Origin of the sequence: Tepidamorphus gemmatus (genome assembly GCF_004346195.1) — a bacterium.
GTDB lineage: Bacteria > Pseudomonadota > Alphaproteobacteria > Rhizobiales > Tepidamorphaceae > Tepidamorphus > Tepidamorphus gemmatus.
Genome location: NZ_SMAK01000006.1, coordinates 182856 through 207478 on the forward strand (window position 1 = coordinate 182856; position 24623 = coordinate 207478).

Below are 24623 nucleotides of genomic sequence, written 5' to 3' on the forward strand. Positions count from 1 at the left end.
TGCGATGTTCCGGAAGACCGCGCTGCCGGCATGTCTGGCGACACTGCTTGCTGCCGGAACCGCTGACGCCGCCTGGCGGGTGGTCGGACCGGGCATCGCGGTTGACGAAGCGCGGTCCGGAACGGCGGCTCTTTCGGTCGAATGTCTCGGCCAGGGCATCGTGGTCGGCCTCTACAACGTTGCCCTGCCGTTCGATCACGAGGAGCGGCTCGACCTCGTCGTCGACGGAACCGCCTACCCGATGCGGATGTACGGATCGGGCGACCGGATCGTGCTGTCGGACGCGGACGCGGCCGATGGCGGACCGGACCTTTCGGCGGCGGTGCTTGCGGCGCTGAAGGCCGGCGCGCTGGCGCGCCTCGAGGGCGCTGCGGTCGCGGGGCTGGCGGCAGAGGCCGTCAGCTTCCGTCTCACCGGCTCGGCCCGCGCGATCGAGAATGTCGCGCGTCATTGCGGCTGACGCTCAGGCCGGTTCGCCGCCTCAGGGATCGAGACAACCGGACCAGCTGGATCTGGAAATCCTCTGTGACGTCGACAAGGCGGTGCCCGATGCCCGCCTCGTCGAAGCTGCGATCGCCCGACCCGTACGGTTCCCGCTCGCCGATCCTGATGAAGACGTCGCTGCCGGACCGGATGCTGCGGATCTCATCCTGATCGTGCGGCGACCGTGTGTCGCTGCCGCGCATGGCGGGGCGACCGATCCGGATCGAGCCGTGCCGGATCGAGCGGCGCGGTGCGGCCCGCCGCAGGCTGCTATTCGGCAGCGTCCGGCAGTTTCGACGGCAGGTTGCCGATCCGCGTCACGATGTGCTCGGCCAGCGCGTCGTGAATCGGCGAGCGGGCCTGACGCGCCCTGACGAAGCCGATGTCGCAGGGCGGCAGCGCCGGAAAGCCGTCGCGCTCGGTCAGGATGCGCATGTCCGGCCGGATCGCGCTTTCCGGCAGGATGCTGACCGCGAGGCCAGCCAGAACCGCACTCGACAGGGCAGCGGCGGCCGGGCTGGTGTAGGCGATGCGATAGCGGCGGCCGATCGAATCGAGCGCCGCCTGGGCGATGCCGCGCCAGGCGCAGGTGCGCGGCCCGACGGCGAGCGGCAGCGGATCGGCCAGATGCGTTGCATGTTCCTGGCTGCCGACGAAGTTCAACGCCTCCCGCCGGATGACCTCGCTGCGCAGATCGGCGCAGTTGGTGACGATGGCCAGATCGAGCTCGCCCTTCTCGATCGACCGGTAGAGCCCGCTCGACTGGTCGCAGTGCACTACGAGTTCGACATGCGGATGGCTGCGCGCAAAGGCCGACAGCACACGCGGCAGCAACCGATCGGCATAGTCGTCCGGAACGCCAAGCGTCACGGTGCCCTGCAGGGCGGGCTCGGTGAACACGGCGGCCGCCTCCTCGCTGAGTCTGACAATGCGCTGCGCGTAGTCGAGCAGGCGCAGTCCATCGGGCGTGAGGCGGACCTGGCGCGCGCCCCGATCGAACAGCGGCCGGCCGACCTGGTCCTCCAGCTTCTTGACCTGCATGGAGACCGCCGACTGGGTCTTGTGCACCTCCTCGGCGGCGCGGGTGAAGCTGCCGGTGCCGGCAATCGCCAGGAAGGTCCTGAGAAGGTCAATGTCGATCAGGGCGGCCATCGCAAATCCATCATTGTTTGTTATGGCTCAGATTAGAAACATTCGTTGGATAAATCAAGGATGCAGCGCCATCTTCCTCGCATCGCAACCGGCGACGGGCCGACACGGCCGACGGCCATCGACGCGCCGCCTCTGAACCGGAGACCGCCATGCACACGACACCGACCGCGATCCGCGCCGCGACCCTGAGCGCCCTCGCCGCCGCCGCCGTCCGCTCCGCGTCGCGCCTCTGGACGGCGTGGCGGCACCGCCGCGAGCTGCTGATGCTGGTGGCGGCCGACGATCGGATGCTCGCCGACATCGGGCTGAGGCGCAGCGATCTCAACGCCGCCCTGTCCTTGCCGGTATCGGAGGATCCGTCCGCCCATCTGGTCCGCGCACGGCAGGAGCGGCTGGGCTACAGGGCGCGTCAGCGGATCGGCATGTAGCGCACGCTGTCCGGCACCCAAGCGATGGGCAAGCCCCCTCGAAGGCGTCACGGCAGGTCGCGCCAAACGTTTGATGCATGGCAGCTTTTCATGCCCGGCATGACTCATTTCCGGCGCAATCGGCTAGGAGATATTGCGTCGCATAACAAACGTCGTCCCGGTCACGCCGGGGCGACGTTTGTCGTCGAAGGCGACCCTTCTTGAAAGACACGATCATGAGCACCGCCACCTATGCCGGCAACGATGCCCCCTCCCGCGCGACCCCGACGCCCGTCACCCGCCTGTCGCGGCTGATCGCGCGCATCGCCGCCGCCCGGCGCGCGCGCCGCGATCTCGAATCCCTGCGCGACGCCAACGAATATCTGCTCGCCGACATCGGCCTCACCCGCGGCCAGCTCGAAACCGCGCTTGCGGCGCCGTTCTGGATCGACCCCTCCGACAGACTCCGCTCGCTCAACCGGGGTCGTGGTCAGTAGATCCGCCCCCAGTTGAGCGTCGCTCGATTGGCTGATAGCCGCAGGGAATCGATGATCCGCCCCGCCCCTCGGTCTCGTCACGATTGATGACGGAGAACCGGTTTCCGCGTGCCCGCGGACGGCTCTAATCCTCGAACAGCCTCCCCTGCCGAACCGGCGCGGCCGACGCCCGCGGCGGCCGGGGACGCAGCCCCTCGATGGTGACCGGGATGCTGCCGTCGGCGAACTCGATCTCCAGACGCTCTCCCGGCGAGCGTCCGGCGGCGGAGCGCACCAGCGTGCCCGCCGCGTCATGGACCAGCGCAAAACCGCGCTCGAGCGTCGCCTTGTAGCCGAGCGTTTGCAGCAGCCGCGCCGCACGCTCGAGTTCGTGCCGCGCCCTCTCCAGCCGCACGCCGATCGCCCGTGCGGCGCGCCCGTCGAGGACCGTCAGCCGCTCGCGACAGCGCGACATCCGATCGGCAAGCCGGCCTGGCGACAACCGCGCCGAGGCACGCGCCAGCCGCATGCCATGCGCCCGGGTGTTGGCGATCAGGGCGCGGCCGAGCCGCCCCGCCGCCTCGTCGAAACGCTGTCGCGGCAACGCCAGAAGATCCGCGGCGCGCGGCAGGCCGCGGACGGCAGCGCGCAACTGGCTGCGCCGTTCCTGCAACAGCCGCATCAGCCCGTTGACCAGCCGGCCGGCCCGGTCGGCGACCGCGGCCGCAAGCTCGGCGCGCACCGGCAACGCCATCTCGGCCGCCGCTGTGGGGGTCGGCGCGCGGACGTCGGCGGCATGGTCGATGAGCGTCCAGTCGGTCTCGTGTCCGACGGCGGAGACGAGCGGGATCGCGCTCTCGGCGGCGGCGCGCACGACGATCTCCTCGTTGAAGCACCACAGGTCCTCGAGGCTTCCACCGCCGCGCGCGACGATCAGCACGTCCGGTCGCGGTATGTCGCCGTCACCCGTGAGGGCGTTGAAGCCACGGATGCCGGCGGCGATCTCCTCGGCCGCGCCCTCGCCCTGGACCCTCACCGGCCAGACCAGCACGTGCACCGGGAAGCGGTCGGCGATCCGGTGCAGGATGTCGCGGATCACCGCCCCGGTGGGCGACGTCACGACGCCGACGACGCGCGGCAGATGGGGCAGGCGCTGCTTGCGGGCGGGATCGAACAGTCCCTCGGCGGCAAGCTTGCGGCGACGTTCCTCGAGCAGTGCCATCAGCGCGCCGACGCCGGCCGGCTCGAGCTGCTCGATGACGAGCTGGTAGCTCGACCGCCCCGGATAGGTGGTCACCTTGCCGGTGGCGACGACCTCCATTCCCTCCTCGGGCTTGAAGCGCAGGCGGGAGAACACGCCCTTCCAGATGATGGCGTCGATCCTGGCGCCCTCATCCTTGAGGGCGAAGTAGCAATGGCCGGAGGAATGCGGCCCCCGGTAGCCCGACACCTCGCCGCGCACCCGCACATAGGGGAACGCGTCCTCCATCGTGCGCTTCACGGCAAACGACAGTTCGGAGACCGTCAGCTCCTGCAGATTGCCCTGCGCGGCGGCATGCTGTGCGGCGGTGTCGGCCATGCTCCTGTGTACGCTACCGGCGGCAACGGCGCGAGGGCGGAGTATGATCTGCCCGCGTCTTTCCACAAAGGGTGACGATGGCTGCGACGCGTGCTAGTCGGAACGCTCCCGCAATGAGGTGGCACGAGGCCGGATGAACGTCCTTCTGATCGGATCGGGCGGGCGCGAGCACGCCCTCGCCTGGGCACTGTCGGCAAGCCCGATGCTGACGCGCCTGTTCGTGGCGCCCGGCAATGCCGGAATCGCCGAGATCGCCGAGTGCGTCGCGCTCGACGTGGCCGACCATGCAGCCGTGGCACGCTTCTGCAAGGCCAACGACATCCGCCTCGTGGTGGTCGGGCCGGAGGGGCCACTGGTCGCGGGCATCGTCGACGATCTCCTGGCCGCCGGCATCCGCACCTTCGGTCCGACGGCGGCGGCGGCACGGCTGGAGGGCTCCAAGGCCTTCACCAAGGATCTGTGCGCCCGCCACGGCATCCCCACCGCCGCCTTTGGCGTCTTCACGGACTCCGAAACGGCAAAGGCCTTCGTGCGCACCCAGGGGGCGCCGATCGTCGTGAAGGCCGACGGACTCGCCGCCGGCAAGGGCGTGGTCGTTGCACAGACGGTCGCCGAGGCGGATGCTGCCATCGACGACATGCTCGGCGGCGGATTCGGGGCGGCCGGCGCCCGTATCGTCGTCGAGGAGTTCATGGAGGGGGAGGAGGCGAGCTTCTTCGCGCTGTGCGACGGACGCACCGCCCTGCCGCTCGCAACCGCCCAGGACCACAAGCGCGTCCATGACGGCGATACCGGACCGAACACCGGCGGCATGGGCGCCTATTCGCCGGCCCCGGTGATGAGCGAGGAGCTGATCCGCCGGACGATGGACGAGATCATCCGCCCGACGCTGAGGGCGATGCGGGCCGAGGGCTCGCCGTTCACCGGCATCCTCTACGCGGGACTGATGATCACGGCGCGAGGGCCGCGCCTCGTCGAATACAATGTCCGCTTCGGCGACCCGGAGGCGCAGGTGCTGATGATGCGCCTCAAGGACGACCTGATGCTCTTGATCCTGGGCGCGCTCGACGGTGTGCTCGCCACGATGAGTGTGCGCTGGCGCCCCGAGTCGGCGCTGACCGTCGTGATGGCCGCGAAGGGCTATCCCGGCGCCTATCACAGGGGCTCGGTGATCCGCGGCGTCGAGGCGGCCGCCGCGCTGCCCGACGTCCAGGTGTTCCACGCCGGCACGCTGCGCGAAGGCGGCCTGCTGAAGGCCAATGGCGGACGGGTGCTGAACGTGACCGCGCTCGGCCGCGACGTGCAGGAGGCGAAGGCGCGGGCCTACGCGGCGGTCGACCTGATCGACTGGCCGGAGGGCTTCTGCCGGCGCGACATCGGCTGGCGGGCGATCGCCCGGGAGAAGGCATGACCAGGGAGAAGGACATGGCCGATCTTGCCGACCTGTTCCCCGGCTTCGAGGCCCGCACGGTTGCAACATCGGGTGCGGACATATTCCTCAGGACCGGCGGCAGCGGGCCGCCGCTGCTGCTGGTGCATGGCTATCCGCAGACGCATGTCATGTGGCACAAGGTCGCGCCCGCCCTCGCGGCGCACTTCACGCTAGTGATCCCCGATCTGCGCGGCTACGGCTGGAGCTCGGTGCCGCGCTCCGACCCGGAGCACAGCGCCTATTCCAAGCGTACGATGGCCACCGACCTGATCGAGGTGATGGAGCGGCTCGGCCATGTCCGTTTCGACATCGCCGGGCATGACCGGGGCGGACGGGTCGCCTACCGGCTTGCGCTGGACCATCCCGGCCGCGTCGGGCGGATCGCCGTGCTCGACATCGTTCCGACCTACGAGATGTGGCACGGCTTCACGGTGAAGCTCGCGATGAAGGTCTATCACTGGCTGTTCCTGGCCCAGCCCGAACCGCTGCCGGAAATGCTGATCGCGAAGGCGCCGGTTGAGTATCTCGACTACACGCTGGCAAGCTGGACCAAGGCGAAGTCGCTCGCCGCGTTCGACCCGCGCGCGCTCGCCCACTACCGGGCGTTCTTCCAGGTCCCCGAGCGGATTCACGCCTGTTGCGAGGATTACCGCGCCGGCCAGACGGCGGATCTTGCCGCCGACGAGGCCGACGCGACCGCCGGACGGCGCATCCGCTCGCCGCTGCTGGCGCTGTGGGGCGGCGCCGGCATTCCCGGCGAGACCGACGGGCCACTCGACATCTGGCGCCGCTGGGGCACCGATGTGACCGGCATGGCGATCGACTCGGGTCACTTCGTCTGCGAGGAAAACCCGCAGGCGGCCGCTGCCGCGCTTCTCGACTTCCTCAGGACGTGACCTCGATGACGGATGCCCCGCTCGACCGCCAAGCCGCCTTTTCCGGCACCAAGGAAGTCCCCGACGCGCTGCGGTTCGACGAGGCACGGCTGGCCAGATGGCTGGAGGAGGCGGTGCCCGGCTTCCGAGGCCCGCTGACAGCGCACCAGTTCAAGGGCGGCCAGTCGAACCCGACCTACCTGATCGAGGCAGCGTCGGGGAAATACGTCCTGCGCCGCAAGCCGCCGGGCCGACTGCTGCCGTCGGCACATGCGGTGGATCGGGAGTTCCGGGTGATCTCGGCACTCCACGATGCCGGCTTTCCGGTCGCCAGGCCGCTTGTGCTGTGCGACGACGACAGTGTCGCCGGTACCATGTTCTATCTCATGGACTTCGTCGAGGGACGCGTCTACTGGATGCCCGACCTGCCCGACTGCGACCGGGCCGAGCGGGCGGCGATCTATGACGCGATGAACGACACCATCGCGCGGCTGCACACGATCGACTACCAGGCGGCAGGACTGGCCGACTTCGGCAAACCCGCCGGCTACATCGCCCGGCAGATCAAGCGATGGTCGCAGCAGTATCTCGCCTCGCAGACGAGCGACATCGCCGAGATGGACCGGCTGATGGCGTGGCTGCCGGGCGCGGCACCGCCGGACGCCGGCGCCTCGATCGTCCATGGCGATTTCCGGCTCGACAACATGATCCTCGATCCCGTCGCACCGAAGGTGCTGGCCGTGCTCGACTGGGAGCTTGCCACGATCGGCGATCCGGTCGGCGACTTCACCTATCATCTGATGCAGTGGATCATGCCGCGCAACCGCGATGGCGCAGGAACCGGCACTCTGGTCGATTTCGATCTCGAGGCGCTCGGCATCCCGACCCTGGAGCAGTACATCGCCCGCTACTGCGAGCGGACCGGCCGGACCGGCATTCCCGATATCGACTTCTACTTCGCCTACAACTTCTTCCGGCTGGCGGCGATCCTGCAGGGGATCGTCGGGCGGGTGCGCGATGGAACCGCCAGCAATGCGAACGCGGCGGCGATGGTGAGCCAGGTCCGGCCGCTGGCGGAGACCGCCTGGCGGTTCGCCGAGCGGGCGGGCGCGCGATGACGCGTCATCCGCGCCACCCCGTCCGCCACGACGGGCCGCGTGTCGGCGTGGCGCTGGGTGGCGGTGGCGCGCGCGGGCTCGCCCACATCCCGATCCTGGAGGCATTCGACGAACTGGGGGTGAAGCCGGCCGCAATCGCCGGCACCTCGATCGGGGCGATCGTCGGGGCGGCCTATGCCTCCGGCATTCCGGCCGCGGCACTGCGGGACCATGTTCTCGCCGCCTTCCGCCATCGCGGCGAGGTGCTCGCGCGACTGTGGAAGCTGCGCTACGAGCGGTTCCGCGACATCCTCGCGCCGAGCATCGGCAATCCGGCGCAACTCAAGGCCGAGAGCCTGCTCGAGGCGTTCCTGCCCGAGGGTGTTGCCCGCGACTTCGCCATGCTCGAGATCCCGTTCACAGCGGTAGCGACCGACTTCTATGCCGGCAAGGCCGTCGGGATCACCAGCGGTCCGCTGCGTCCCGCGGTCGCGGCCTCGATGGCGATCCCGATGATGTTCCGCCCGGTGGTGATCGGTGACAAGGTGCTGATCGACGGCGGCGTGACCGATCCGCTGCCGTTCGGCCATGTGCGCAGGAACGTCGATGTGGTGGTGGCGGTGGACGTCATCAACCGACCCAAGGGCGCGGCACCCACGGTTCCGTCTCCCTACGAGGCGATCTTCGGCGCCACGCAGATCCTGATGCAGGCGGTGATCGCCGAACGACTGGCGCACGGACAGCCGGACGTGCTGATCCGGCCGAACATCAACGTGTTCCGCGTGCTCGACTTCCTCAAGGCGCGCGCCATCATCCGCGCCGCCGAACCGGCCAAGGACGAGATGAAGCGGGCGCTGGAACAGGCGCTGAAGCGGTTCTGAGGAGACGTCGGCCAGACGCCGTTCGCCGTCACCCGTCAGCATCCCGGCCGAGCGAGCTGCGCGAGCGGTATCAGGACGCGGGAGCCGCTCCCCGATCCCCGTGCGATTGCGGGCGGCCGCAAGTGCGGCGCCCGGAACATCGGAACGCAGGCGGCGGCAGACCCCCGCCCCGGATCCTACCGGCAGTAGTGACGCCTGCCTTCATAGCCCATGAAGGTGCCGGTCGCCGGATCGAAGGATCGGTACTTGGATGCGCAATAGGCGTTCCAGTCCGGCGAACCGGGCACCAGCCCCACGCTCGTGTAGGCGATTCCCGACGGCGCTGGCAGCGACGGGTCATAGGGCGGCGCCGCATGGACCGGCGCCGGCGCATAGACCACGACCGGCGGCGGAGCGTAATAGACTGGCGGCGGTGCATAGTAGGTCGGCCGCGACAGCGCGCTGGCGATGATGGCGCCGGCTGCCAGCCCCGCCACACCGGCCGCAACGGCCGCTCCGGGATGGTAGCTGCGATAGCCATAGTAGCCGGGGTAATAGCCTGCGTACCAGCCACCGTGGTAGCCGCGGCCACGCCATCCCGCCTCGGCCGAGGCGGCCGCAAGCATCATCGCGCCGGTCGCCAGAACTGCAGCCAGAACGCCCGGAACCGCCAACCTTCGGACAGTCAGTTTCAGGAGCATCGCTCTCACCCTCGATCGACGCCGCCACTCGCCGCCCCGGTTGGCGATGATCGGCAGCCATTCGCCTACACCGCGTCTGTGGCAGGAACGCGGCCTGTCGCGCGGGAGTGGCAGGCAGAGGATGCAGGATCATTATTTCGATTATTCTGGAAATATGGTTGACAGACATGTCTCGGTAGCGCAATCATCGCCCGCATGAAGGTTCACGATGTCGCCGCCCGCCTTGAGGCTCTGGGCAACCCGACTCGGCTCGAAATCGTCCGTGTGCTCGTGCGCACCGGACATCGGGGCCTGCCGGTCGGCCAGTTGCGAACCCGGCTCGACATTGCGGCCTCCACCCTGTCGCACCATCTGGCCAAGCTCGTCACCGTCGGGCTGGTCAGCCAGGAGCGACAGGGCACCACGCTGATCTGCAGAGCGGAGTTCGACACCCTGAAGGACACGGCCGACTACCTGATCGCGGAATGCTGCTCGGAAGAGACGATCGCCGCGGCGACCGGCGAGGATACCTGCGGCGAGGGCGGCTGCTGCGGCCCGGACGGCTGCGTCGCGGTGGATTCGGCGTCGCAGGAGGGTTGATGTCGCGGGTCAAATAATTCGATATTTCCGGAAATATGGAGATTTGCTGATGTCCACTGCCCTCGCCCTGATCCGCAATGGCGCGGTGAGGATCGATCCGGCGGTTGCCGCGATCGTCGCAATCCTCATCGCCCTTGCCCTGATCGCGCCGCATCGGCTCCTGCCGTCGGTCGACTTCGCGCTCGGCAATCTCGTTGCGATCCTTCCCTATCTCGCCGTGTCGATCGGGCTCGCCGCCTATGCCTCGGCGTCCGGCGCCGACAATCTGATCGCAAGGGTCTTCGCGGGCCGCACCATGACGATGGTGGTGATGGCCGCGCTGATCGGCGCGGTGTCGCCGTTCTGCTCCTGTGGCGTGATCCCGCTGATCGCGGCCTTGCTGACCATGGGCGTGCCGCTCGCCCCGGTGATGGCATTCTGGCTCGCCTCGCCGATCATGGATCCCTCGATGTTCGCGCTGACGGCGGGAACGCTCGGCATGCAGTTCGCCGTCGCCAAGACGATCGCCGCCTTCGGTATCGGGCTGTTCGGCGGCTTCGGCATGTGGGCGCTCTCCCGCCTGCCGGCCTTCGGCACTCCGCTTCGGGCGGGAATCGGCGACGGCGGCTGCGCGGGATCGCGCATCAGGTCGCCGAAGCCGGTCGTCTGGCGGTTCTGGCATGATCCGGCCCGCAGGGAGAAGTTCGTCCGGACCGCCCTGCAGACGACGCTGTTCCTCGGCAAGTGGCTGGCGCTCGCCTTCCTGCTCGAGGCGCTGATGATCGCCTATATTCCGGCCGAGACGGTCGCCCGCGTGCTCGGCAGTGACGGAGTGCTGACGGTGCTGATGGCGACGCTGGTCGGTGTGCCGGCCTATCTCAACGGCTATGCCGCGCTGCCGCTGGTGTCCGGCCTGATCGGGCAGGGCATGGCGCCGGGCGTCGGCATGGCCTTTCTGGTCGCCGGTGGCGTCACCTCGATCCCGGCGGCGATCGCCGTCTTCGCGCTCGCCCGGCTGCCGGTGTTCCTCGCCTATGTCGGCTTCGCGCTGGCCGGCGCGCTGATCACCGGTCTCGTCTACGGCATGGTGGCATAGGCGCGGGGCAGGCCCCTCGGCGTTCCGCACGTCGCAACAGCGGCGCCCCGGGATCGGGGGCTGGCCCTGAGCCTGGAAGTGCCACGATCCCGGCTGTTCGGCGATGCCGACGGCCGGGATGATAGGCGCGGTCGCTGACGACTGCGGATTACCGCCGCGCGGCGAAGAAGTCCCTCAGCAATTCCGCCGACTCGCGCTCGGCGATACCGGGATAGACCTCCGGCCGATGGTGGCAGGTCGGCTGCCGGAAGAATTGCGGGCCATGCTCGACGCCGCCCATCTTCGGGTCGGCCGCGCCATAGTAGAGGCGGCGGAGCCGGGCAAACGAGATCGCCGCCGCGCACATCGCGCAGGGTTCCAGAGTCACCCACAGGTCGCAGCCGGTCAGCCGCTCGCTGCCGAGCGCCGCCGCTGCATCGCGGATCACCAGCAGTTCGGCATGCGCAGTCGGGTCCTTCAATTCCAGCGTCCGGTTGCCCGCCCGGGCAACGATCCGTCCAGCCGACACGATCACCGCTCCGACAGGCACCTCGCCGCGCGCCGCCGCCGCGCGGGCCTGCGCGAGCGCCTCGGCCATGAAGCTGACGCCGATCCCCATCTTATCCTCCGCCCGGCACTCTGCTATCACGGCGCCATGTCTGCCAGCTCCCGCACACCCTCACCCGCAGATGACGGCCGCGAGCGCATCGCCAAGCGTATCGCCCGTTCCGGCCTCTGCTCGCGCCGCGACGCCGAGAGGCTGATCGCCGATGGCCGCGTTGCCGTCAACGGCAGGCGTCTCGCCACCCCCGCCGTCGATGTCGGCGAAGGGGATGCGATCACCGTCGACGGCAAGCCGTTGCCCGAGGCCGAACCGACCCGGCTGTGGCTCTACCACAAGCCGAAGGGGCTGGTGACGACCAACCGCGACCCGCAGGGACGACCGACCATCTTCGACAGGCTACCGCCGGATCTGCCGCGGGTCGTCACCGTCGGGCGGCTCGACATCAACACGGAGGGCCTGCTGCTGCTGACCAATGACGGCGGGCTGGCACGCGTCCTGGAGCTGCCGGCCACCGGCTGGCTGCGGCGCTACCGCGTGCGCGCCTGGGGCACGGTCGATCAGGACAGGCTCGACGGGCTGAAGGAAGGCGTCACCATCGACGGCATCCATTACGGCCCCGTCGAGGCGCTGCTCGACCGCAAGCAAGGGGAAAACACGTGGCTGACGGTGGCGCTGCGCGAGGGGAAGAACCGTGAGGTCAAGAAGATCCTCGAATCGCTGGGCCTCGTCGTGAACCGGCTGATCCGCATCTCGTTCGGACCGTTCATGCTGCGCGACATCCCGCCCGGCGGAGTGGAGGAGGTGAAGCCGCGCGTGCTGCGCGACCAGCTTGGCCGCAAGCTCGCCGCCGAAGCCAGGGTGCGGCTGCCCGAGCCCACCAGGGAGGCCGCGCCGAAACGCGGCGCCCGCCGTCCCGATCCGGCGACCCGGCCGGTGAGGGCGGCGGGCGGCCCGAAGCCCGGTGCCGACCCTGCAAGACCTGCCAAGGCGGACAAGCCGGCCAAGCCGCCAAGGCCGTCGAAGCCTGCGAAATCACCGCAACCGGGCGCGGCCGGCAAGCCGGCCGTTGCTGCCCCAGGGAAGAAGCGGAGGGCATCGGCCGAAGCGACGGCACGGACCGGCCGGCCGCCGCAGTCCTCCGCCCCGGCAAGACCGTCCCGCAAGCCAGATGCGCGTCATCGGCGGCCGGTTTAGGGGCCTCGGCCTCGCCGGGCCGAAGGGCGAGACGATCCGGCCGACCTCGGACCGGCTGCGCGAGGCCGTATTCAACATCCTCGCGCATGGCGAGGCGGAGGTGCTTGAGGGCGCCCGGGTGCTCGACCTGTGTGCGGGGACCGGGGCCATGGGCATCGAGGCGCTGTCACGTGGCGCCCGCTCGGCGCTGTTCGTCGATCTGTCGGCGGAGGCACGCGCGCTGATCCGCCGCAATCTCGAAGCGGCCGGCATCATGGGGCTTGCCCGCATTTCCAAGCGCGACGCCACGCATCTCGGCCCGGCCGGCGCACAGGGCGGCTTCACCCTGGTCTTCCTCGATCCGCCCTACGGCAAGGGCATTGCGACAAAGGCCCTCGCCGGCCTGATCCGAGGCGGCTGGCTGGCGGAGGGGGCGCTGGTCGTCGTCGAGGAGGCGGCCGGCGCATTCGCCGAGCCGCCCGCCGGCTATCGCGTCATCGACCGCCGCAGCTATGGCGACACCGAGGTTCACTTCCTGCGTTACGGACAATCATGAAGATCCTGATCGTCGAAAACTATCCGGGCACGCCGATCGGCATCGTCGGCGAGGCGCTGGCGGAGGCCGGCGCCGAAACCTCGCATGTTGTCGCCCACGCCGGCGAACCGCTGCCGGAGCATCCGGACGGCTTCGCCGGCATGGTGATGCTGGGCGGGGCGCAGAGCGCGCTCGACGACGACGACTATCCGCATCTGCCCGGTCTCGTGCGCCTCACCCGTGTGTTCGGCGATGCCGGCAAGGCAGTCCTCGGCATCTGCCTTGGCGCGCAGATCATCGCGCGCGCCTATGGCGGCGAGAACATCCTGTCGCGGCCGGTCGAGTTCGGCTACCGGCCGGTCTCGCCGCTGCCCGAGGCGGCTGCCGATCCGGTGCTGTCCGCCCTCGCCGAGCCAACGCCCACCTTTCACTGGCACCAGGATACCGTCACACTGCCCCCCGGCGCGGTGCGCCTCGCGGAAAGCGAGATGACGCCGATCCAGGCTTTTCGGATCGGCAGGAAGGTCTACGCGGTGCAGTTCCACTTCGAGGCGTCCGGTCGGATCGTCTCGGACTGGTCGGTCAGCTTCGCCGGTCACATCGCCGCCCACACGCCGGACTGGCCACAGCGGGTTGCCGCCGAAGTCGCCGCCCATGCGTCTGCCGCCGACGCGCTGGGGCGGGAGCTTGCCCGACGCTGGGTGCGCCTGGCAATGGAATAGGGCAAGGCGGGAAACGGCGCCGCAGGCCCGGGCATGACGTCAGAGGGATGACACGGACAGCCGAGCCTGTCCCTACCCCCGGTCAGCCTTGTACCGCTTCATGCGAGTCACCTTGTAGACCTTGCCGGCCTTGTCGTAGGTCGTCCACTCGCCGACCTGCTCGCCGTTTTCGAAGGTGCCGGAGCGCATGATGGTGCCGTCCTTGCGGAACCATTCCCAGTAACCGGTCGCAACGCCGTCGAGCTTCTGGCCCTTCGCCCAGACGCTGCCGTCCTTGTGGTATTCGGTGTAGGGCTCCGGCTTCGGCATCGCGCCTCTCCTGTCATCTCCGCCCGAACAGTCGCTCGATGTCTGCGAGCTTCAGCTCAACGAAGGTCGGGCGGCCATGGTTGCACTGGCCGGAACCCGGCGTCGCCTCCATCTCGCGCAGGAGCGCGTTCATCTCCTCGGGCTTGAGGCGCCTCCCCGCACGCACGCTGCCGTGGCAGGCCATGGTGGCGGCGATCGCCTCCAGCCGGTCCGCGAGCCTCGTCGACGCACCGATCTCGGCGAGATCGTCGGCAAGGTCGGCAACGAGACCGCGGACATCGAAATCGCCGAGTATCGCCGGCGTCGCGGTGACCGCGACCGCCCCCGGGCCAAAGGCTTCGAGTTCGAGACCGAGTTCGGCGAGTTCACCGGCACGCTCGACAAGGCGGGCAGCGTCAGCCGGCGGCAGGTCGATCACCTCCGGGATCAGCAGGCCCTGGCGCGCCACCCCGGCTTCGGCGATCGCCCGCTTCAGACGTTCGTAGACCAGCCGCTCATGGGCGGCGTGCTGATCGACGATGACGATTCCGTCGTTGGTCTGGGCAACGATGTAGGTCTCGTGCAGCTGCGCGCGCGCAGCGCCGAGCGGATGCGCGACGGCCTCCTCGGCCGGCGCGGCCGCGCCGAGCGCCTCGGCTGCAGGCGCGGCGCGGCGGTCGAAAGCGGCGGCGGGTTCGGCAAAGCCGGCGGCAAGCGCGGTCGAGACAGCATGGGCGGACGCACCGTGCAGCGCAGCGGGGCGCGCGACGGATCCGCCGCGCAGGCTCGACAGGGCGACGGCGGCGCGGGCCGGCGCGGCGACCGGACCGGCGCCGGCGAGCGCGGCGCGCAGCGCGCCGATCACCAGCGAGCGCACCAGGCCAGCATCGCGGAAGCGCACCTCGGCCTTGGCCGGGTGAACGTTGACATCGACGTCACGCGGATCGAGCACGAGGAACAGCGCCGCCGCCGGCCAGCGGTCGCGTGCCATTAGGTCGCCGTAGCCCGCCCTCACCGCACCGATCAGCGCCCGGTCCTTCACCGGGCGGCCGTTGACGAACAGGTAGAGATGGCGGGATGTCGGCCGGGTCCAGTTCGGATGGCCGGCAAGCCCTTCGATGCGGGCGCCGCCCCGCTCCGCCGCCAGCGGCGTGGCATTGGCGCGGAACTCGTCGCCCAGCACATCGGCGATGCGTCGGGTCAGGCCGTCCGCCCCGTCAACGGGTGGAAGCGACAGCACGTTGCGTTCGCCGGCGGTCAGCGAGAAGCCGATCCCCGGATGTGCCAGCGCCAGGCGGCGCACGACATCGACGACCGCCTGGATCTCCGCCGTCTCCGACTTGACGAAACGCAGCCGGGCCGGCGTCGCGTAGAACAGGTCGGCGACCTCGACCCGGGTGCCGCGCCCAAGCGCGGCGGGCATCGGCCCGCTGCGGACCCCGCCCTCAACCGCCACGCGGCTCGCATGGGGATCGGCAGCCGAACGGCTGACGATCGACAGGCGCGCCACCGCGCCGATCGAGGGCAGGGCCTCGCCGCGAAAGCCGAGCGTACGGATGTCGACGAGATCGCCGTCGGGCAGTTTCGAGGTTGCATGGCGCTCGACCGCCAGCATCAGATCCTCGGGCGACATGCCGCAGCCGTCGTCCACCACCCGGATCAGCCGGCGGCCGCCGCCCTCGACAACCACGTCGATGCGCGATGCGCCGGCATCGATGGCGTTCTCGACCAGCTCCTTGACCACGCTCGCCGGCCGCTCCACCACCTCGCCGGCGGCAATGCGGTCGACGATGGCATCGGGAAGGCGGCGGACGGGCATGGGCGGAGCGATTTCGTCTGGCGATTCGGCCGGCTCGGCAGGTCCATAGTGTCCCGCATCTGCCCCGCCGCGTCACCCCGGACGGCCGCAAGGCCGCTACAGCCTCGGACGGGCCGGACCTTGCCGGACCACACATCCCGTTCCCGGCGCTCGGGCCGGGATGACGCGCGGGGAATGGCGCTGCGTCACATCTCCTCGAGATAGGTCCTGGCCAGCACCTTGCCTTCCTCGACGGCAGGCTGGTCGAAGGCGTCAACCCCGAGCAGATGGGCCGCGATGATCGTCTCGAGCATGAACTGCATCATCAGCGCGCCGATCGTCTCGGCATCAATGGTGCCGGCGTTGATCACCCGAACAGGGCGGCCATTGCGGGCGAGCGTCTCGACGGTAGCGCGCTGCTGGCTCGCCACCAGATCGCCGACGGTGCGGCCAGCGAATTCGGGCTGACCAGCCTCGGCGGCGAGCGCCGCGTCGATGCGCGGGCCGGCATCGGCGCACTCGGTGGTGATCACCGTGAACAGCTTGTCGACCGGACCGTCGAGATAGAGCTGCAGCTGGCTGTGCTGATCGACCGGACCGATCGCGGCGACCGGGGTCATGCCGCGCCCCTGCTTGCCGAGGCTCTCCGACCAAAGCTGCACCCACCAGCGGGTAAACCGCTCGAGCCGGTCGCCATAGGCGAACATCACGTCGATCGGCAGGCGGCGTTCGGCAAAGGCGACCGACAGTGCCGCACCGACGGCAGCGGGTACCTCGGCGGCTGCCGCGTGGTCGAGAACCGGCTGCAGCACCCGCTGCGCGCCGCGGCGCACCGCGGCGATGTCGAGGCCGCGGATCGCCGCGGGGATCAGCCCGACATTGGTCAGCGCGGCGAAGCGGCCGCCGACGCCCGGGTCGTGATCGAGGAAGCGGATGCCATAGGGTTCGAGCAGCTTGCGCAGCTTGTTGAGGCGGCCGGAGACCAGCGGCTCGCTGAGCCCGAGCATATGGGCGCCGATCCGGTCGGCTAGCCCGCGCTCCTCGAATGCCGAGATCACCGCCATTGCCTGCATCAGCGTCTCGCCGGTGCTGCCCGACTTGGAGATGGCGATCACCCGGGTCGTCTCCAGCGGCAGCGCGGCGAGACCGGACTGCAGGCTGAGCGGGTCGAGATTGTCGAGGAAATGCAGGCGCGGCCGGCCGGACAGGTCACCGAGCACCGGCAGCCGCCAGCCGGCAACCTGGGCCAGCGCCTGGCCGCCGAGACTCGATCCGCCGGTGCCGAGCACCAGCACGTCGGTCGCGCCGTCGGCCAGCCACGCGGCCGCCTCGGTGATTTCCGGCAGATCGTCGTCGCGGCCCGGCAGCGCCAGCAGCGGCAGGGCGCCGGTATCATACGCCTCACGCAACCAGACGAGGCCCGGCTCGGTGCGTTTGAGAACAGTGTCGAACTCGGCCCGATCCAGGCCGTTGGCGCCGACCTCGGTATCGAAGCAGGTGTCGATGATCTGTTTCAGCGGCATGTCCCCATCCTCTGGACCGATCGCGACGCGCCGATGCCGTTGCGGCGCAGATCACCTTTAGGGCATGGGCGGCACCGCGGCTAGGCTCCCCGGGGGCAGACGGGCCTGCCTGGTTCAGCCGCCGCCGGCCGGCGCCGCCAGACCGTCCGGGCGCCCGACCAGGGTGACATACAGGCCGCCCTCGCCGAGCAGACGGCGTGCCGCCCGGCGGGCATCCTCAATACCGACCGCGTCGATCAGATCGTTGCGGATGTTGATGTAGTCGATGCCGAGACCGTCGCGCTGGATCTCGACGAGCTGGCGCGCGATCTTCGAGGAAGTGTCGAAGCGCAGCGGATAGGAGCCCTTCAGATAGCGCTTGGCCTTGTCGAGCTCCTCCTCGCTCGGTCCCTCCGTCGCCATCCGCGCGAGCTCGGCACGAATGATGTCGAGCGATTCGGCGGCGCGGTCGTTGCGGGTCGCTGCGCCGCCAACGAACAGGGCGGAATGCTTCAGCGGGTAGAGATAGCTGTAGACCGAATAGGACAGGCCGCGCTTCTCGCGCACCTCCTGGTAGAGGCGCGAGGAGAAGGCGCCGCCGCCGAGGATGTGGTTGACGACGAAGGCCGCCATGAAGTCCGCATCGTCCCGCTTCAGGCCCGGCCCGCCGAAACGGATAATGGTCTGCGGGATCTCCATCTCGACGATCTCGGTGAGATCGCCATCGGGCAGCGCCGCCTCCGGTACCGGATCGAGGCGTGCCTGTTGCGTCAGCGCGCCGAACACCTCGTCGAGCAGCGGCGCCAGTCGCTCGGCGTCGATGTCGCCGACCACGGCGATCTTCAGCGTGTCGCGCGCGAACACCCGCTCGCGATAGGCGCGCAGGTCGTCGGCGGTAATACGCGCCACCGAGTCGAGCGTCCCCTTGACCGGCCGGCCGTAGGGATGATACTCCCCGAACACCAGCTGCGACCAGCGCCGCCCGGCAACCGCATCGGGATCCTGCAACTCGCGGCGCAGGCTCGCCAGCACCTGGGCGCGCATGCGGGTCACGGCATCCTCGTCGAAACGCGGCTCGTTGATGGCCAGCCTGAGCAGATCCACCGCCGCGTCGAGATTCTCGGTGAGAGTGCGCAACTCCCCATAGAAGGCGTCGCGGTCCGCATCGAAGGACATCTCGATCGCCAGGGTCTCCAGCCGCTCCTGGAATTCGGCGGCACGGATCTCGCCGGCGCCCTCGTCGAGCAGGCTGCTCAGCAGGTTGGCGAGACCGGGCTTGTCGGCGGGATCCTGGGCGGCGCCCCCGTCGAAGGCAAACTGCATGCTGACCAGCGGTACTGCCGGCTCGGAGACGAGCCAGGCCTCGATGCCACCGGGCGAGACGACCCGCTGGATGTCGACGGCGCCGGCAGGGGCAAGGGCTGCTGTGTTCAGGGAGACGGCCATGGCAAGTGCGGCGAGTACCGGGGTTGCGGACAGGTGTCCGGTGAACAGGGTCATCTGTCGATCTCCTCTGGCGGGCCGGTGATCAGGACCGGTCGGCGGGAGCCTTTGCCTCCTCGCGCGGCGCGGCGCGCAGATAGCCCGTGACCGAACGCTCCGGGACCAGGTACTTGCGGGCCACCGCCAGAACGTCGTCGGCGGTGACGGCGCGTATGCGGTCCGGCCATCCGGCAACATCCTCCACGGTGCCACCGGTGGTCAGCGCCGTGCCGTAGATGCGCGCCAGCGTCGACTGGCTGTCCTGAGCGTAGACCGCTTCGGCGATCAGTGCGTTCTTGACGCGGGTCAGTTCGGAGTCGGGGATCGTGCCGGCGACCAGTTCAGCAATGGTGGCGTCGACCGCCCGTCCCAGATCCTCAAGCGAGGTGTCGGGATTGGGCACGGCGTAGACCATCAGCCGGGTATCGTCGAGCGCCGAGCCCTGATACCAGCCCCCGGCCGAGGCGGCAGCGCCGTTGGCGACGACCAGCGCACGGTAGAGGCGGCTGTTGGCGCCGTTGCCGAGGATGGCGGACAGCACGTCGAGTGCCTCGGCCTCGCCGGGCGCGGCGGTGTTGTAGCTGGGGACCAGCCAGGCGCGCCGAAACTGCTCCTGGTCGACGCGGGGGCTCGACAGGCTGACCTCGCGCGGGGCGAGCGGTTCCGGCTCGCGCGGCCGCACCCGCTCGCCGACCTCGGCGCGCGGGGCGATCGTCCCGTAGGTCTCCTCGGCCAGAGCGCGGACCTCCTGAGGGGAGACGTCGCCGGCCACGATCAGCACCGCGTTGTTGGGGGTGTAGAATCGCGCGTAATGGGCCAGCGCATCCTCACGCGTCAGCCCCTCGACCTCGTGGCGCCATCCGATGATCGGCCGGCCATAGGGGCTGTTGGTGAAGAGCGCCGCGTCCATCGCCTCGCCAAGCTGTGCCGACGGGCTGTTCTCGACGCGGCTGCTGCGCTCCTCGAGAATCACCAGACGCTCGGACTCGACGTCCTCCGGGGCAAGCACGAGGCCCGTCATGCGGTCCGCCTCGTAGCGCATCACGGTGCCCAGATGCTCTCGGGCGACACGCTGGAAATAGGCGGTATAGTCGGACGCGGTGAAGGCGTTCTCCTGACCGCCGATATCGGCAACGACCCTGGAGAACTCGCCAGCCGGATGCGCCTCTGTGCCCTTGAACATCAGATGCTCGAGGAAATGGGCGATCCCGGACTTGCCAGGCGGCTCGTCGGCGGACCCGACCTTGTACCAGACCATGTGGGTCACGACGGGTACGCGATGATCCTCGATCACCACGACTTCCAGTCCGTTGTCGAGGGTAAACGTCGTCACGGCATCCTCGCTGCCCGCTGCGGCCGGGGTGAGTGCGGGAAGATGAAGCAGGCCGGCGACCAGAACCGGCAGAACGAGGCGCCGGGGCGCTGACAGTTGCATGGGGTCCCTCTTGGCAGTCGGCACTCGTGGCGCAGCCCTGGTGCGGCCGCACCGGCGGCATGAGTCACGATATAGATGGGCGCCCCGCCCGGTGCCACACCCCTGTCCGGGACGTGATCACCAGCTCGACACTCGACCCGTACGTCGTCAACTCCTACCGAACAGGCGCGAGAAGAAGCCCTTCTTCTCCTCGACCGGTGCGGCACCTTCGACTGGCGGCGCCGGCGTCCGGTACCCCGGCGGCGGCTCGGTCAGCGAGGTACGGGGCGGCTCGGAACGCAGCGCGGTGGGATCGCTGCGACGGTCCAGAAGCTCGCGCGAGCTCACCACCTTGTCTTCCTCGCGCCGTACCCGCTCGGGCGTGCCCAGGCCCGCGCCGTTCTGCCGACCATACTGGCGGCCCCAGGCATCCAGATCCTCGGGCGACATTGGCTTGGAGGCCCACTGCACGTCGGATGGCTTCTCCTTCTGCGCTGCCCGGCGGAGCTCGGCCATCTCGCGCCGTGCGCGGACGTCCGGATCGTCGGGCCAGTCCGCACCGAAATCGGCTGACGGCTCCTGTGGCGTCGGCAGGAATTGCGCCTCGGCGCTCGGCGGCATCACCAGCGGCGAGCGCGGGCCATACTCGATTTCCTCTTCGTTGGGGTCGGTGCGCAAGCCGAGCATCACCATCGGATCGCCGAGCATGTCCTCGACAGGATCGGAGAAGCCGCTGTTGCCGCTCGAACAGGCAGCGACCAGACCGCCCAGGGCACAGGCCGCAACCGCGGTCCGCACCGTCGCAACCATCCCCCGCTCGTAACGCATCAGCGTCCTGTCCCCGTGTCCCGACTGGCGGCCCGACGCCAGCGCAATAACGACACGTCCTCTAGCGCTTCCACAAAGATCCCAACCCAGCTTCCACTCAGCCGCTAGTCGGGCTTTGGGGCTCTTTTGTGGCTGTTGGTGAGGGAGTCATACAGAAGCCCGACGACTCCCGCAACAATCGCCATGTCGGCGATGTTGAAGACGTACCATGACCAGCCGAACGCATGCAGGTGGAAGAAATCCGCGACCGCTCCGTAGATCACGCGATCGACGCCGTTGCCGATCGCGCCACCGATCACCAGCGCGATCGACACAGCGGTCAGACGGTAGTGCACGCGGGCGAGCCATAGCCACAGCAGGATCGCCGCGACGAAGTTGATCCCGGCGAGCAGGACGAGACCGAACGCGGTGTCCTGCTGGAACAGGCCGTAGCTCACCCCCCGGTTCCACACCATCACGAGGTCGAAGAACGGCGTCACCTCGACGCGGCCACGCAAGCCGATGGCGAAAACATCGAGCAGATACCACTTGCTCGCCCGATCGACGAGGAAGACGGCAAGCGCGATGAGGCCGCCGAACAGGCTGAACCGCCCCCAAAGGTGCGAAGCGACCGTCATCGGCGTTGCCGGACCGACACGGACGCCCCGCCCGTGCGCCGGACGGCAACCGTCACCGCCCTACTCCGCCGCGGCACGGGCGGCCTCGAACTCGCGCATGGCAGCGGCATCGCGCAGCGAGAGATCGGGCCAGTCAGGATCGGTACCGACCTCGGGCAGGATGCGCCAGGACCGGGCACACTTGCGGCCCTCGGCGCGTCGCGGCACCACGGCGACCCCGGGCACCTCGTCGAGCCGGTAGGCCTCGACGGGTCCGGCTCCTCGCCTCAACGTCGCCTGGCTGGTGATCGAGATCTCCGCCAGATCCACGTCGGCGACCGCCGTGAACAGCGCGTCGTCATCGACGTACACGTCGGGCGCAGCCTCCAGGCTCGCGCCGATCCGCTTTGCCGCCCGTTCCACCTCGAGTGCGCCGGTGATGACACGGCGGACCCGCCGGATCCGGCGCCACTTGTCGGCGAGGGCCTCATCATACCAGCCATCAGGCGTGTCCGGCGCGGTCTCGAAGTGAACCGAACCCGTCTCCGAAGGGAAGCGCGACAGCCACGCCTCCTCCATTGTGAAGGGCAGCATCGGCGCGAACCAGACGATCAGCCGCCGGAACACGCGGTCGAGAACGGTCAGGCAGGCCCGTCGCCGGACGCTGGAAGCCGGATCGCAGTAGAGCGCATCCTTGCGGATGTCGAAATAGAAGGCGGACAGGTCAACCGCCGCGAAGTTCAGCAGCGCGTGGGTGATGCGCTTGTAGTCGTAGTCGCGATAGGCGCGCCTGACCAGCCGGTCAAGCTCGGCGAGCCGGTGCAGGATGTAGCGTTCCAGCTCCGGCATCTCGGCCTCCGCGACGTCAACGCCGTCATAGTGGGCGAGCGAGCCGAGCAGCCAGCGGATGGTGTTGCGGAGCTTGCGGTAGGATTCGACGTTGGTCTTGAGGATCTCGGGCCCGATCCGGAGGTCCTCGGCATAGTCGGAGGAGACCACCCACAGCCTCAGGATGTCGGCGCCCGACTGCTTGATGACGTCCTGGGGCGTGACGACGTTGCCGAGCGACTTCGACATCTTGCGCCCCTCCTCGTCCATGACGAAGCCATGGGTGATGACGGCGTCATAGGGGGCGCGGCCGCGGGTGCCGCAGGATTCGAGCAGCGAGGAGTGGAACCAGCCGCGGTGCTGGTCGGAGCCCTCGAGATAGACGTCGGCCGGCCATTTCAGGTCGGGACGCACCTCCAGCACGAAGGCATGGGTCGAGCCGGAATCGAACCACACGTCGAGGATGTCGCCGACCTGCTCCCACTCGGCCGGATCCTCGACCAGGCCGGACAGGAAGCGCTCGCGGGCGCCCTCGGCGAACCAGGCGTCGGCGCCCTCCGCCTCGAACGCCGCCCCGATGCGCTCGATCAGCGCCTCGGACTGGGCGAAGCCGGCGCCCGGGATCACCTCGCCCGTGTCACGATGCACGAAGACGGTGATCGGCACACCCCACGCGCGCTGGCGCGAAATCACCCAGTCCGGGCGCTGCTCGATCATGCCGCTGAGGCGGTTCTTGCCGGATTCCGGAACGAAGCGGGTCGCAGCGATGGCCCTCAGCGCCTTGGCGCGCAGGCCGTCCTCGCCCCTGTCGTCCTCCATCGAGATGAACCATTGCGGCGTGTTGCGGAAGATCACCGGCTTCTTGGAGCGCCAGGAATGCGGGTACTGGTGCTTCAGCCGTCCGCGCGCCACCATCATCCCGGCCGCTGCCAGCGCGTCGATCACGGCCTGATTGGCATCGCCCTTGTCGCCCTTGTCGGTGATGACGCGGCGTCCCTCCAGACCGGGCGCGTCCCGGGTAAAGTAGCCGTCGGCATCGACGGTGTAGGGGATCGCCGGGTCGATGCCGCGGCTCTCGAGCAGCGCCTTGTGTGCCGTCCAGACCTCGAAGTCCTCGACGCCATGGCCGGGCGCGGTGTGGACGAAGCCGGTGCCGGTCTCGTCGGTGACGTGCTCGCCGGGCAACAGCGGCACATCAAACCCGTAGCCGCCCGCCAGCCCTTTCAGCGGGTGGGCACAGACGATTTCCGGCAGTTCACCGTAATCGAGGTCGCGGACACGCTCGTAGCGCTCGACCTTGGCGGCCGCGAACACCTCGGCCGCCAGGCGATCGGCCAGGATGTAGCATTCGCCGACCGCGGCCCAGTTGCCGGCGGGGGCCTCGGTGATCCGGTAGAGTCCGTACTCGACGCGCGGATGGAACGAGATCGCGCGGTTGCCGGGGATGGTCCAAGGTGTGGTGGTCCAGATCACCACGAACGCCTTCCCGGCTTCGGGGCCGGCGGCGATCGGGAACTTCACCCAGATCATGTCGGAGGTGTGGTCCTGATACTCGACCTCGGCCTCGGCCAGCGCGGTCTTCTCGACGACCGACCACATCACCGGCTTGGAGCCGCGGTAGAGCGAGCCGTTCATCGCGAACTTCATCAGCTCGCGGGCGATCTGCGCCTCGGCGGCGAAGTTCATCGTGGTATAGGGGTTCTGCCAGTCACCCTCGACCCCGAGCCGGCGGAACTCCTCGCGCTGCACGTTGATCCAGTGCTCGGCGAACTGCCGGCATTCCTTGCGGAATTCGATGATCGGCACGTCGTCCTTGTTCTTGCCGCGGGCGCGGTACTGCTCCTCGATCTTCCATTCGATCGGCAGGCCGTGGCAGTCCCAGCCGGGCACGTAGTTGGAATCGTAGCCGAGCATCTGCATCGAGCGGGTGACGACATCCTTCAGGATCTTGTTCAGCCCGGTGCCGATGTGGATGTTGCCGTTGGCATAGGGCGGGCCGTCATGCAGGACGAACTTCTCGCGCCCCTTCGCCGCCTCGCGCAGCCGGGCATACATGCCGAGCCGGTCCCAGCGGGCGATGAGCTCCGGCTCCCGCTGCGGCAGGCCGGCGCGCATCGGGAAATCGGTCTTCGGCAGGAAAAGCGTCTCGGAATAGTCGCGCTTCTGAGCGGAATCGGAACCGTGTGTCATGGGCTTC

23 protein-coding genes and 1 pseudogene are annotated in these 24623 nt (G+C 69.2%); 12 read left to right on the top strand and 12 right to left on the bottom strand.

The window, feature by feature from the left end:
* The first annotated feature begins 4 nt into the window (after positions 1–4).
* Positions 5–460 carry a hypothetical protein gene (locus tag EDC22_RS11475; protein ID WP_132806795.1) on the top strand — a complete coding sequence of 152 codons (456 nt, stop codon included), beginning with the start codon at positions 5–7 and terminating at the stop codon, positions 458–460.
* A 293-nt stretch (positions 461–753) separates the two neighbouring features.
* On the opposite strand, the gene EDC22_RS11480 is transcribed toward EDC22_RS11475, so the two are convergent.
* A complete protein-coding gene (locus tag EDC22_RS11480) occupies positions 754–1635 on the bottom strand; it encodes a LysR family transcriptional regulator (RefSeq protein WP_132806796.1) in 882 nt (293 codons plus the stop codon).
* A gap of 149 nt (positions 1636–1784) precedes the next feature.
* Between EDC22_RS11480 and EDC22_RS11485 the strand changes: the two genes are divergently transcribed.
* Together EDC22_RS11485 and EDC22_RS11490 are read left to right on the top strand one after the other, a co-directional pair.
* On the top strand, positions 1785–2063 hold the full coding sequence (locus EDC22_RS11485) for a hypothetical protein (RefSeq protein WP_132806797.1): 279 nt from the start codon (positions 1785–1787) through the stop codon (positions 2061–2063).
* 215 nt (positions 2064–2278) lie between these two features.
* Positions 2279–2539, top strand: coding sequence for a YjiS-like domain-containing protein (locus tag EDC22_RS11490; RefSeq protein WP_132806798.1), 261 nt, complete (start codon positions 2279–2281; stop codon positions 2537–2539).
* A gap of 124 nt (positions 2540–2663) precedes the next feature.
* Here the strand turns inward: EDC22_RS11490 and xseA are convergent, their stop codons facing one another.
* A complete protein-coding gene (gene xseA / locus EDC22_RS11495; protein ID WP_132806799.1) occupies positions 2664–4097 on the bottom strand; it encodes an exodeoxyribonuclease VII large subunit in 1434 nt (477 codons plus the stop codon).
* 133 nt (positions 4098–4230) lie between these two features.
* Here xseA and purD point away from each other — a divergent pair, with 133 nt between their 5' ends.
* The 4 genes from purD to EDC22_RS11515 are packed head-to-tail and all read left to right on the top strand — an operon-like array spanning position 4231 to position 8382.
* A complete protein-coding gene (gene purD, locus EDC22_RS11500; RefSeq protein ID WP_132806800.1) occupies positions 4231–5508 on the top strand; it encodes a phosphoribosylamine--glycine ligase in 1278 nt (425 codons plus the stop codon).
* 14 nt (positions 5509–5522) lie between these two features.
* Positions 5523–6425 carry an alpha/beta hydrolase gene (locus EDC22_RS11505; RefSeq protein WP_132806870.1) on the top strand — a complete coding sequence of 301 codons (903 nt, stop codon included), beginning with the start codon at positions 5523–5525 and terminating at the stop codon, positions 6423–6425.
* Between the two features lie 5 nt (positions 6426–6430).
* Complete coding sequence (locus EDC22_RS11510) at positions 6431–7522, top strand: phosphotransferase family protein (RefSeq protein ID WP_132806801.1); 1092 nt, start codon at positions 6431–6433, stop codon at positions 7520–7522.
* Positions 7519–8382: a patatin-like phospholipase family protein gene (locus EDC22_RS11515; protein ID WP_132806802.1), complete on the top strand. Its 864-nt coding sequence runs from the start codon at positions 7519–7521 to the stop codon at positions 8380–8382. The genes EDC22_RS11510 and EDC22_RS11515 overlap by 4 nt, the downstream gene beginning before the upstream one ends.
* Before the next feature lie 176 nt (positions 8383–8558).
* Here the strand turns inward: EDC22_RS11515 and EDC22_RS11520 are convergent, their stop codons facing one another.
* Positions 8559–9062: a BA14K family protein gene (locus tag EDC22_RS11520; protein ID WP_132806803.1), complete on the bottom strand. Its 504-nt coding sequence runs from the start codon at positions 9060–9062 to the stop codon at positions 8559–8561.
* Positions 9063–9257: 195 nt separating this feature from the next.
* On the opposite strand from EDC22_RS11520, the pseudogene EDC22_RS11525 reads away from it, so the two are divergent.
* Positions 9258–9542: pseudogene (locus tag EDC22_RS11525) on the top strand (ArsR/SmtB family transcription factor); the annotation flags it as partial.
* Positions 9543–9690: 148 nt separating this feature from the next.
* Positions 9691–10716: a permease gene (locus tag EDC22_RS11530; RefSeq protein WP_132806805.1), complete on the top strand. Its 1026-nt coding sequence runs from the start codon at positions 9691–9693 to the stop codon at positions 10714–10716.
* A 148-nt stretch (positions 10717–10864) separates the two neighbouring features.
* On the opposite strand, the gene EDC22_RS11535 is transcribed toward EDC22_RS11530, so the two are convergent.
* Positions 10865–11314: a nucleoside deaminase gene (locus EDC22_RS11535; protein ID WP_132806806.1), complete on the bottom strand. Its 450-nt coding sequence runs from the start codon at positions 11312–11314 to the stop codon at positions 10865–10867.
* Positions 11315–11350: 36 nt separating this feature from the next.
* Here EDC22_RS11535 and EDC22_RS11540 point away from each other — a divergent pair, with 36 nt between their 5' ends.
* The 3 genes from EDC22_RS11540 to EDC22_RS11550 are packed head-to-tail and all read left to right on the top strand — an operon-like array spanning position 11351 to position 13690.
* Entirely contained in the window at positions 11351–12454 is a 1104-nt protein-coding gene (locus EDC22_RS11540) for a pseudouridine synthase (RefSeq protein ID WP_132806807.1), read from the top strand.
* Complete coding sequence (gene rsmD / locus EDC22_RS11545; protein WP_132806808.1) at positions 12429–12989, top strand: 16S rRNA (guanine(966)-N(2))-methyltransferase RsmD; 561 nt, start codon at positions 12429–12431, stop codon at positions 12987–12989. Before EDC22_RS11540 ends, rsmD begins: the two co-directional genes overlap by 26 nt.
* Complete coding sequence (locus EDC22_RS11550) at positions 12986–13690, top strand: type 1 glutamine amidotransferase (RefSeq protein WP_132806809.1); 705 nt, start codon at positions 12986–12988, stop codon at positions 13688–13690. The genes rsmD and EDC22_RS11550 overlap by 4 nt, the downstream gene beginning before the upstream one ends.
* 72 nt (positions 13691–13762) lie before the next feature.
* Here EDC22_RS11550 and EDC22_RS11555 read toward each other — a convergent pair whose 3' ends face one another.
* From EDC22_RS11555 to ileS, 8 genes are all read right to left on the bottom strand, one after another.
* Entirely contained in the window at positions 13763–13999 is a 237-nt protein-coding gene (locus EDC22_RS11555) for a toxin-antitoxin system YwqK family antitoxin (protein ID WP_132806810.1), read from the bottom strand.
* 13 nt (positions 14000–14012) lie between these two features.
* On the bottom strand, positions 14013–15797 hold the full coding sequence (gene mutL / locus EDC22_RS11560; protein WP_132806811.1) for a DNA mismatch repair endonuclease MutL: 1785 nt from the start codon (positions 15795–15797) through the stop codon (positions 14013–14015).
* A gap of 185 nt (positions 15798–15982) precedes the next feature.
* Positions 15983–17299 (bottom strand): glucose-6-phosphate isomerase, encoded by a 1317-nt coding sequence (locus tag EDC22_RS11565; RefSeq protein WP_132806812.1) that lies wholly within the window; start codon positions 17297–17299, stop codon positions 15983–15985.
* A 114-nt stretch (positions 17300–17413) separates the two neighbouring features.
* On the bottom strand, positions 17414–18778 hold the full coding sequence (locus tag EDC22_RS11570) for a M16 family metallopeptidase (protein WP_132806813.1): 1365 nt from the start codon (positions 18776–18778) through the stop codon (positions 17414–17416).
* A 28-nt stretch (positions 18779–18806) separates the two neighbouring features.
* Positions 18807–20195, bottom strand: a complete 1389-nt coding sequence (locus tag EDC22_RS11575; protein ID WP_132806814.1) for a M16 family metallopeptidase — start codon at positions 20193–20195, stop codon at positions 18807–18809.
* A 147-nt stretch (positions 20196–20342) separates the two neighbouring features.
* Positions 20343–21002, bottom strand: coding sequence for a hypothetical protein (locus tag EDC22_RS11580; protein WP_132806815.1), 660 nt, complete (start codon positions 21000–21002; stop codon positions 20343–20345).
* Between the two features lie 104 nt (positions 21003–21106).
* Complete coding sequence (gene lspA / locus EDC22_RS11585; RefSeq protein WP_132806816.1) at positions 21107–21619, bottom strand: signal peptidase II; 513 nt, start codon at positions 21617–21619, stop codon at positions 21107–21109.
* 60 nt (positions 21620–21679) lie between these two features.
* Complete coding sequence (ileS, locus tag EDC22_RS11590; protein WP_132806817.1) at positions 21680–24616, bottom strand: isoleucine--tRNA ligase; 2937 nt, start codon at positions 24614–24616, stop codon at positions 21680–21682.
* Positions 24617–24623: the final 7 nt, after the last annotated feature.

What these genes read in the sequence shown, in the direction of transcription:
- EDC22_RS11480 (WP_132806796.1), bottom strand. Translation starts at nt 1,635, where the DNA reads ATGGCCGCCCTGATCGACATTGACCTTCTCAGGACCTTCCTGGCGATT.
- lspA (WP_132806816.1), bottom strand. Translation starts at nt 21,619, where the DNA reads ATGACGGTCGCTTCGCACCTTTGGGGGCGGTTCAGCCTGTTCGGCGGC.
- EDC22_RS11475 (WP_132806795.1), top strand. Translation starts at nt 5, where the DNA reads ATGTTCCGGAAGACCGCGCTGCCGGCATGTCTGGCGACACTGCTTGCT.
- EDC22_RS11550 (WP_132806809.1), top strand. Translation starts at nt 12,986, where the DNA reads ATGAAGATCCTGATCGTCGAAAACTATCCGGGCACGCCGATCGGCATC.
- EDC22_RS11515 (WP_132806802.1), top strand. Translation starts at nt 7,519, where the DNA reads ATGACGCGTCATCCGCGCCACCCCGTCCGCCACGACGGGCCGCGTGTC.
- EDC22_RS11505 (WP_132806870.1), top strand. Translation starts at nt 5,523, where the DNA reads ATGGCCGATCTTGCCGACCTGTTCCCCGGCTTCGAGGCCCGCACGGTT.
- EDC22_RS11570 (WP_132806813.1), bottom strand. Translation starts at nt 18,778, where the DNA reads ATGACCCTGTTCACCGGACACCTGTCCGCAACCCCGGTACTCGCCGCA.
- EDC22_RS11535 (WP_132806806.1), bottom strand. Translation starts at nt 11,314, where the DNA reads ATGGGGATCGGCGTCAGCTTCATGGCCGAGGCGCTCGCGCAGGCCCGC.
- purD (WP_132806800.1), top strand. Translation starts at nt 4,231, where the DNA reads ATGAACGTCCTTCTGATCGGATCGGGCGGGCGCGAGCACGCCCTCGCC.
- xseA (WP_132806799.1), bottom strand. Translation starts at nt 4,097, where the DNA reads ATGGCCGACACCGCCGCACAGCATGCCGCCGCGCAGGGCAATCTGCAG.
- EDC22_RS11520 (WP_132806803.1), bottom strand. Translation starts at nt 9,062, where the DNA reads ATGCTCCTGAAACTGACTGTCCGAAGGTTGGCGGTTCCGGGCGTTCTG.
- EDC22_RS11510 (WP_132806801.1), top strand. Translation starts at nt 6,431, where the DNA reads ATGACGGATGCCCCGCTCGACCGCCAAGCCGCCTTTTCCGGCACCAAG.
- EDC22_RS11575 (WP_132806814.1), bottom strand. Translation starts at nt 20,195, where the DNA reads ATGCAACTGTCAGCGCCCCGGCGCCTCGTTCTGCCGGTTCTGGTCGCC.
- EDC22_RS11485 (WP_132806797.1), top strand. Translation starts at nt 1,785, where the DNA reads ATGCACACGACACCGACCGCGATCCGCGCCGCGACCCTGAGCGCCCTC.
- ileS (WP_132806817.1), bottom strand. Translation starts at nt 24,616, where the DNA reads ATGACACACGGTTCCGATTCCGCTCAGAAGCGCGACTATTCCGAGACG.
- EDC22_RS11530 (WP_132806805.1), top strand. Translation starts at nt 9,691, where the DNA reads ATGTCCACTGCCCTCGCCCTGATCCGCAATGGCGCGGTGAGGATCGAT.
- EDC22_RS11490 (WP_132806798.1), top strand. Translation starts at nt 2,279, where the DNA reads ATGAGCACCGCCACCTATGCCGGCAACGATGCCCCCTCCCGCGCGACC.
- EDC22_RS11565 (WP_132806812.1), bottom strand. Translation starts at nt 17,299, where the DNA reads ATGCCGCTGAAACAGATCATCGACACCTGCTTCGATACCGAGGTCGGC.
- EDC22_RS11580 (WP_132806815.1), bottom strand. Translation starts at nt 21,002, where the DNA reads ATGCGTTACGAGCGGGGGATGGTTGCGACGGTGCGGACCGCGGTTGCG.
- rsmD (WP_132806808.1), top strand. Translation starts at nt 12,429, where the DNA reads ATGCGCGTCATCGGCGGCCGGTTTAGGGGCCTCGGCCTCGCCGGGCCG.
- EDC22_RS11540 (WP_132806807.1), top strand. Translation starts at nt 11,351, where the DNA reads ATGTCTGCCAGCTCCCGCACACCCTCACCCGCAGATGACGGCCGCGAG.
- mutL (WP_132806811.1), bottom strand. Translation starts at nt 15,797, where the DNA reads ATGCCCGTCCGCCGCCTTCCCGATGCCATCGTCGACCGCATTGCCGCC.
- EDC22_RS11555 (WP_132806810.1), bottom strand. Translation starts at nt 13,999, where the DNA reads ATGCCGAAGCCGGAGCCCTACACCGAATACCACAAGGACGGCAGCGTC.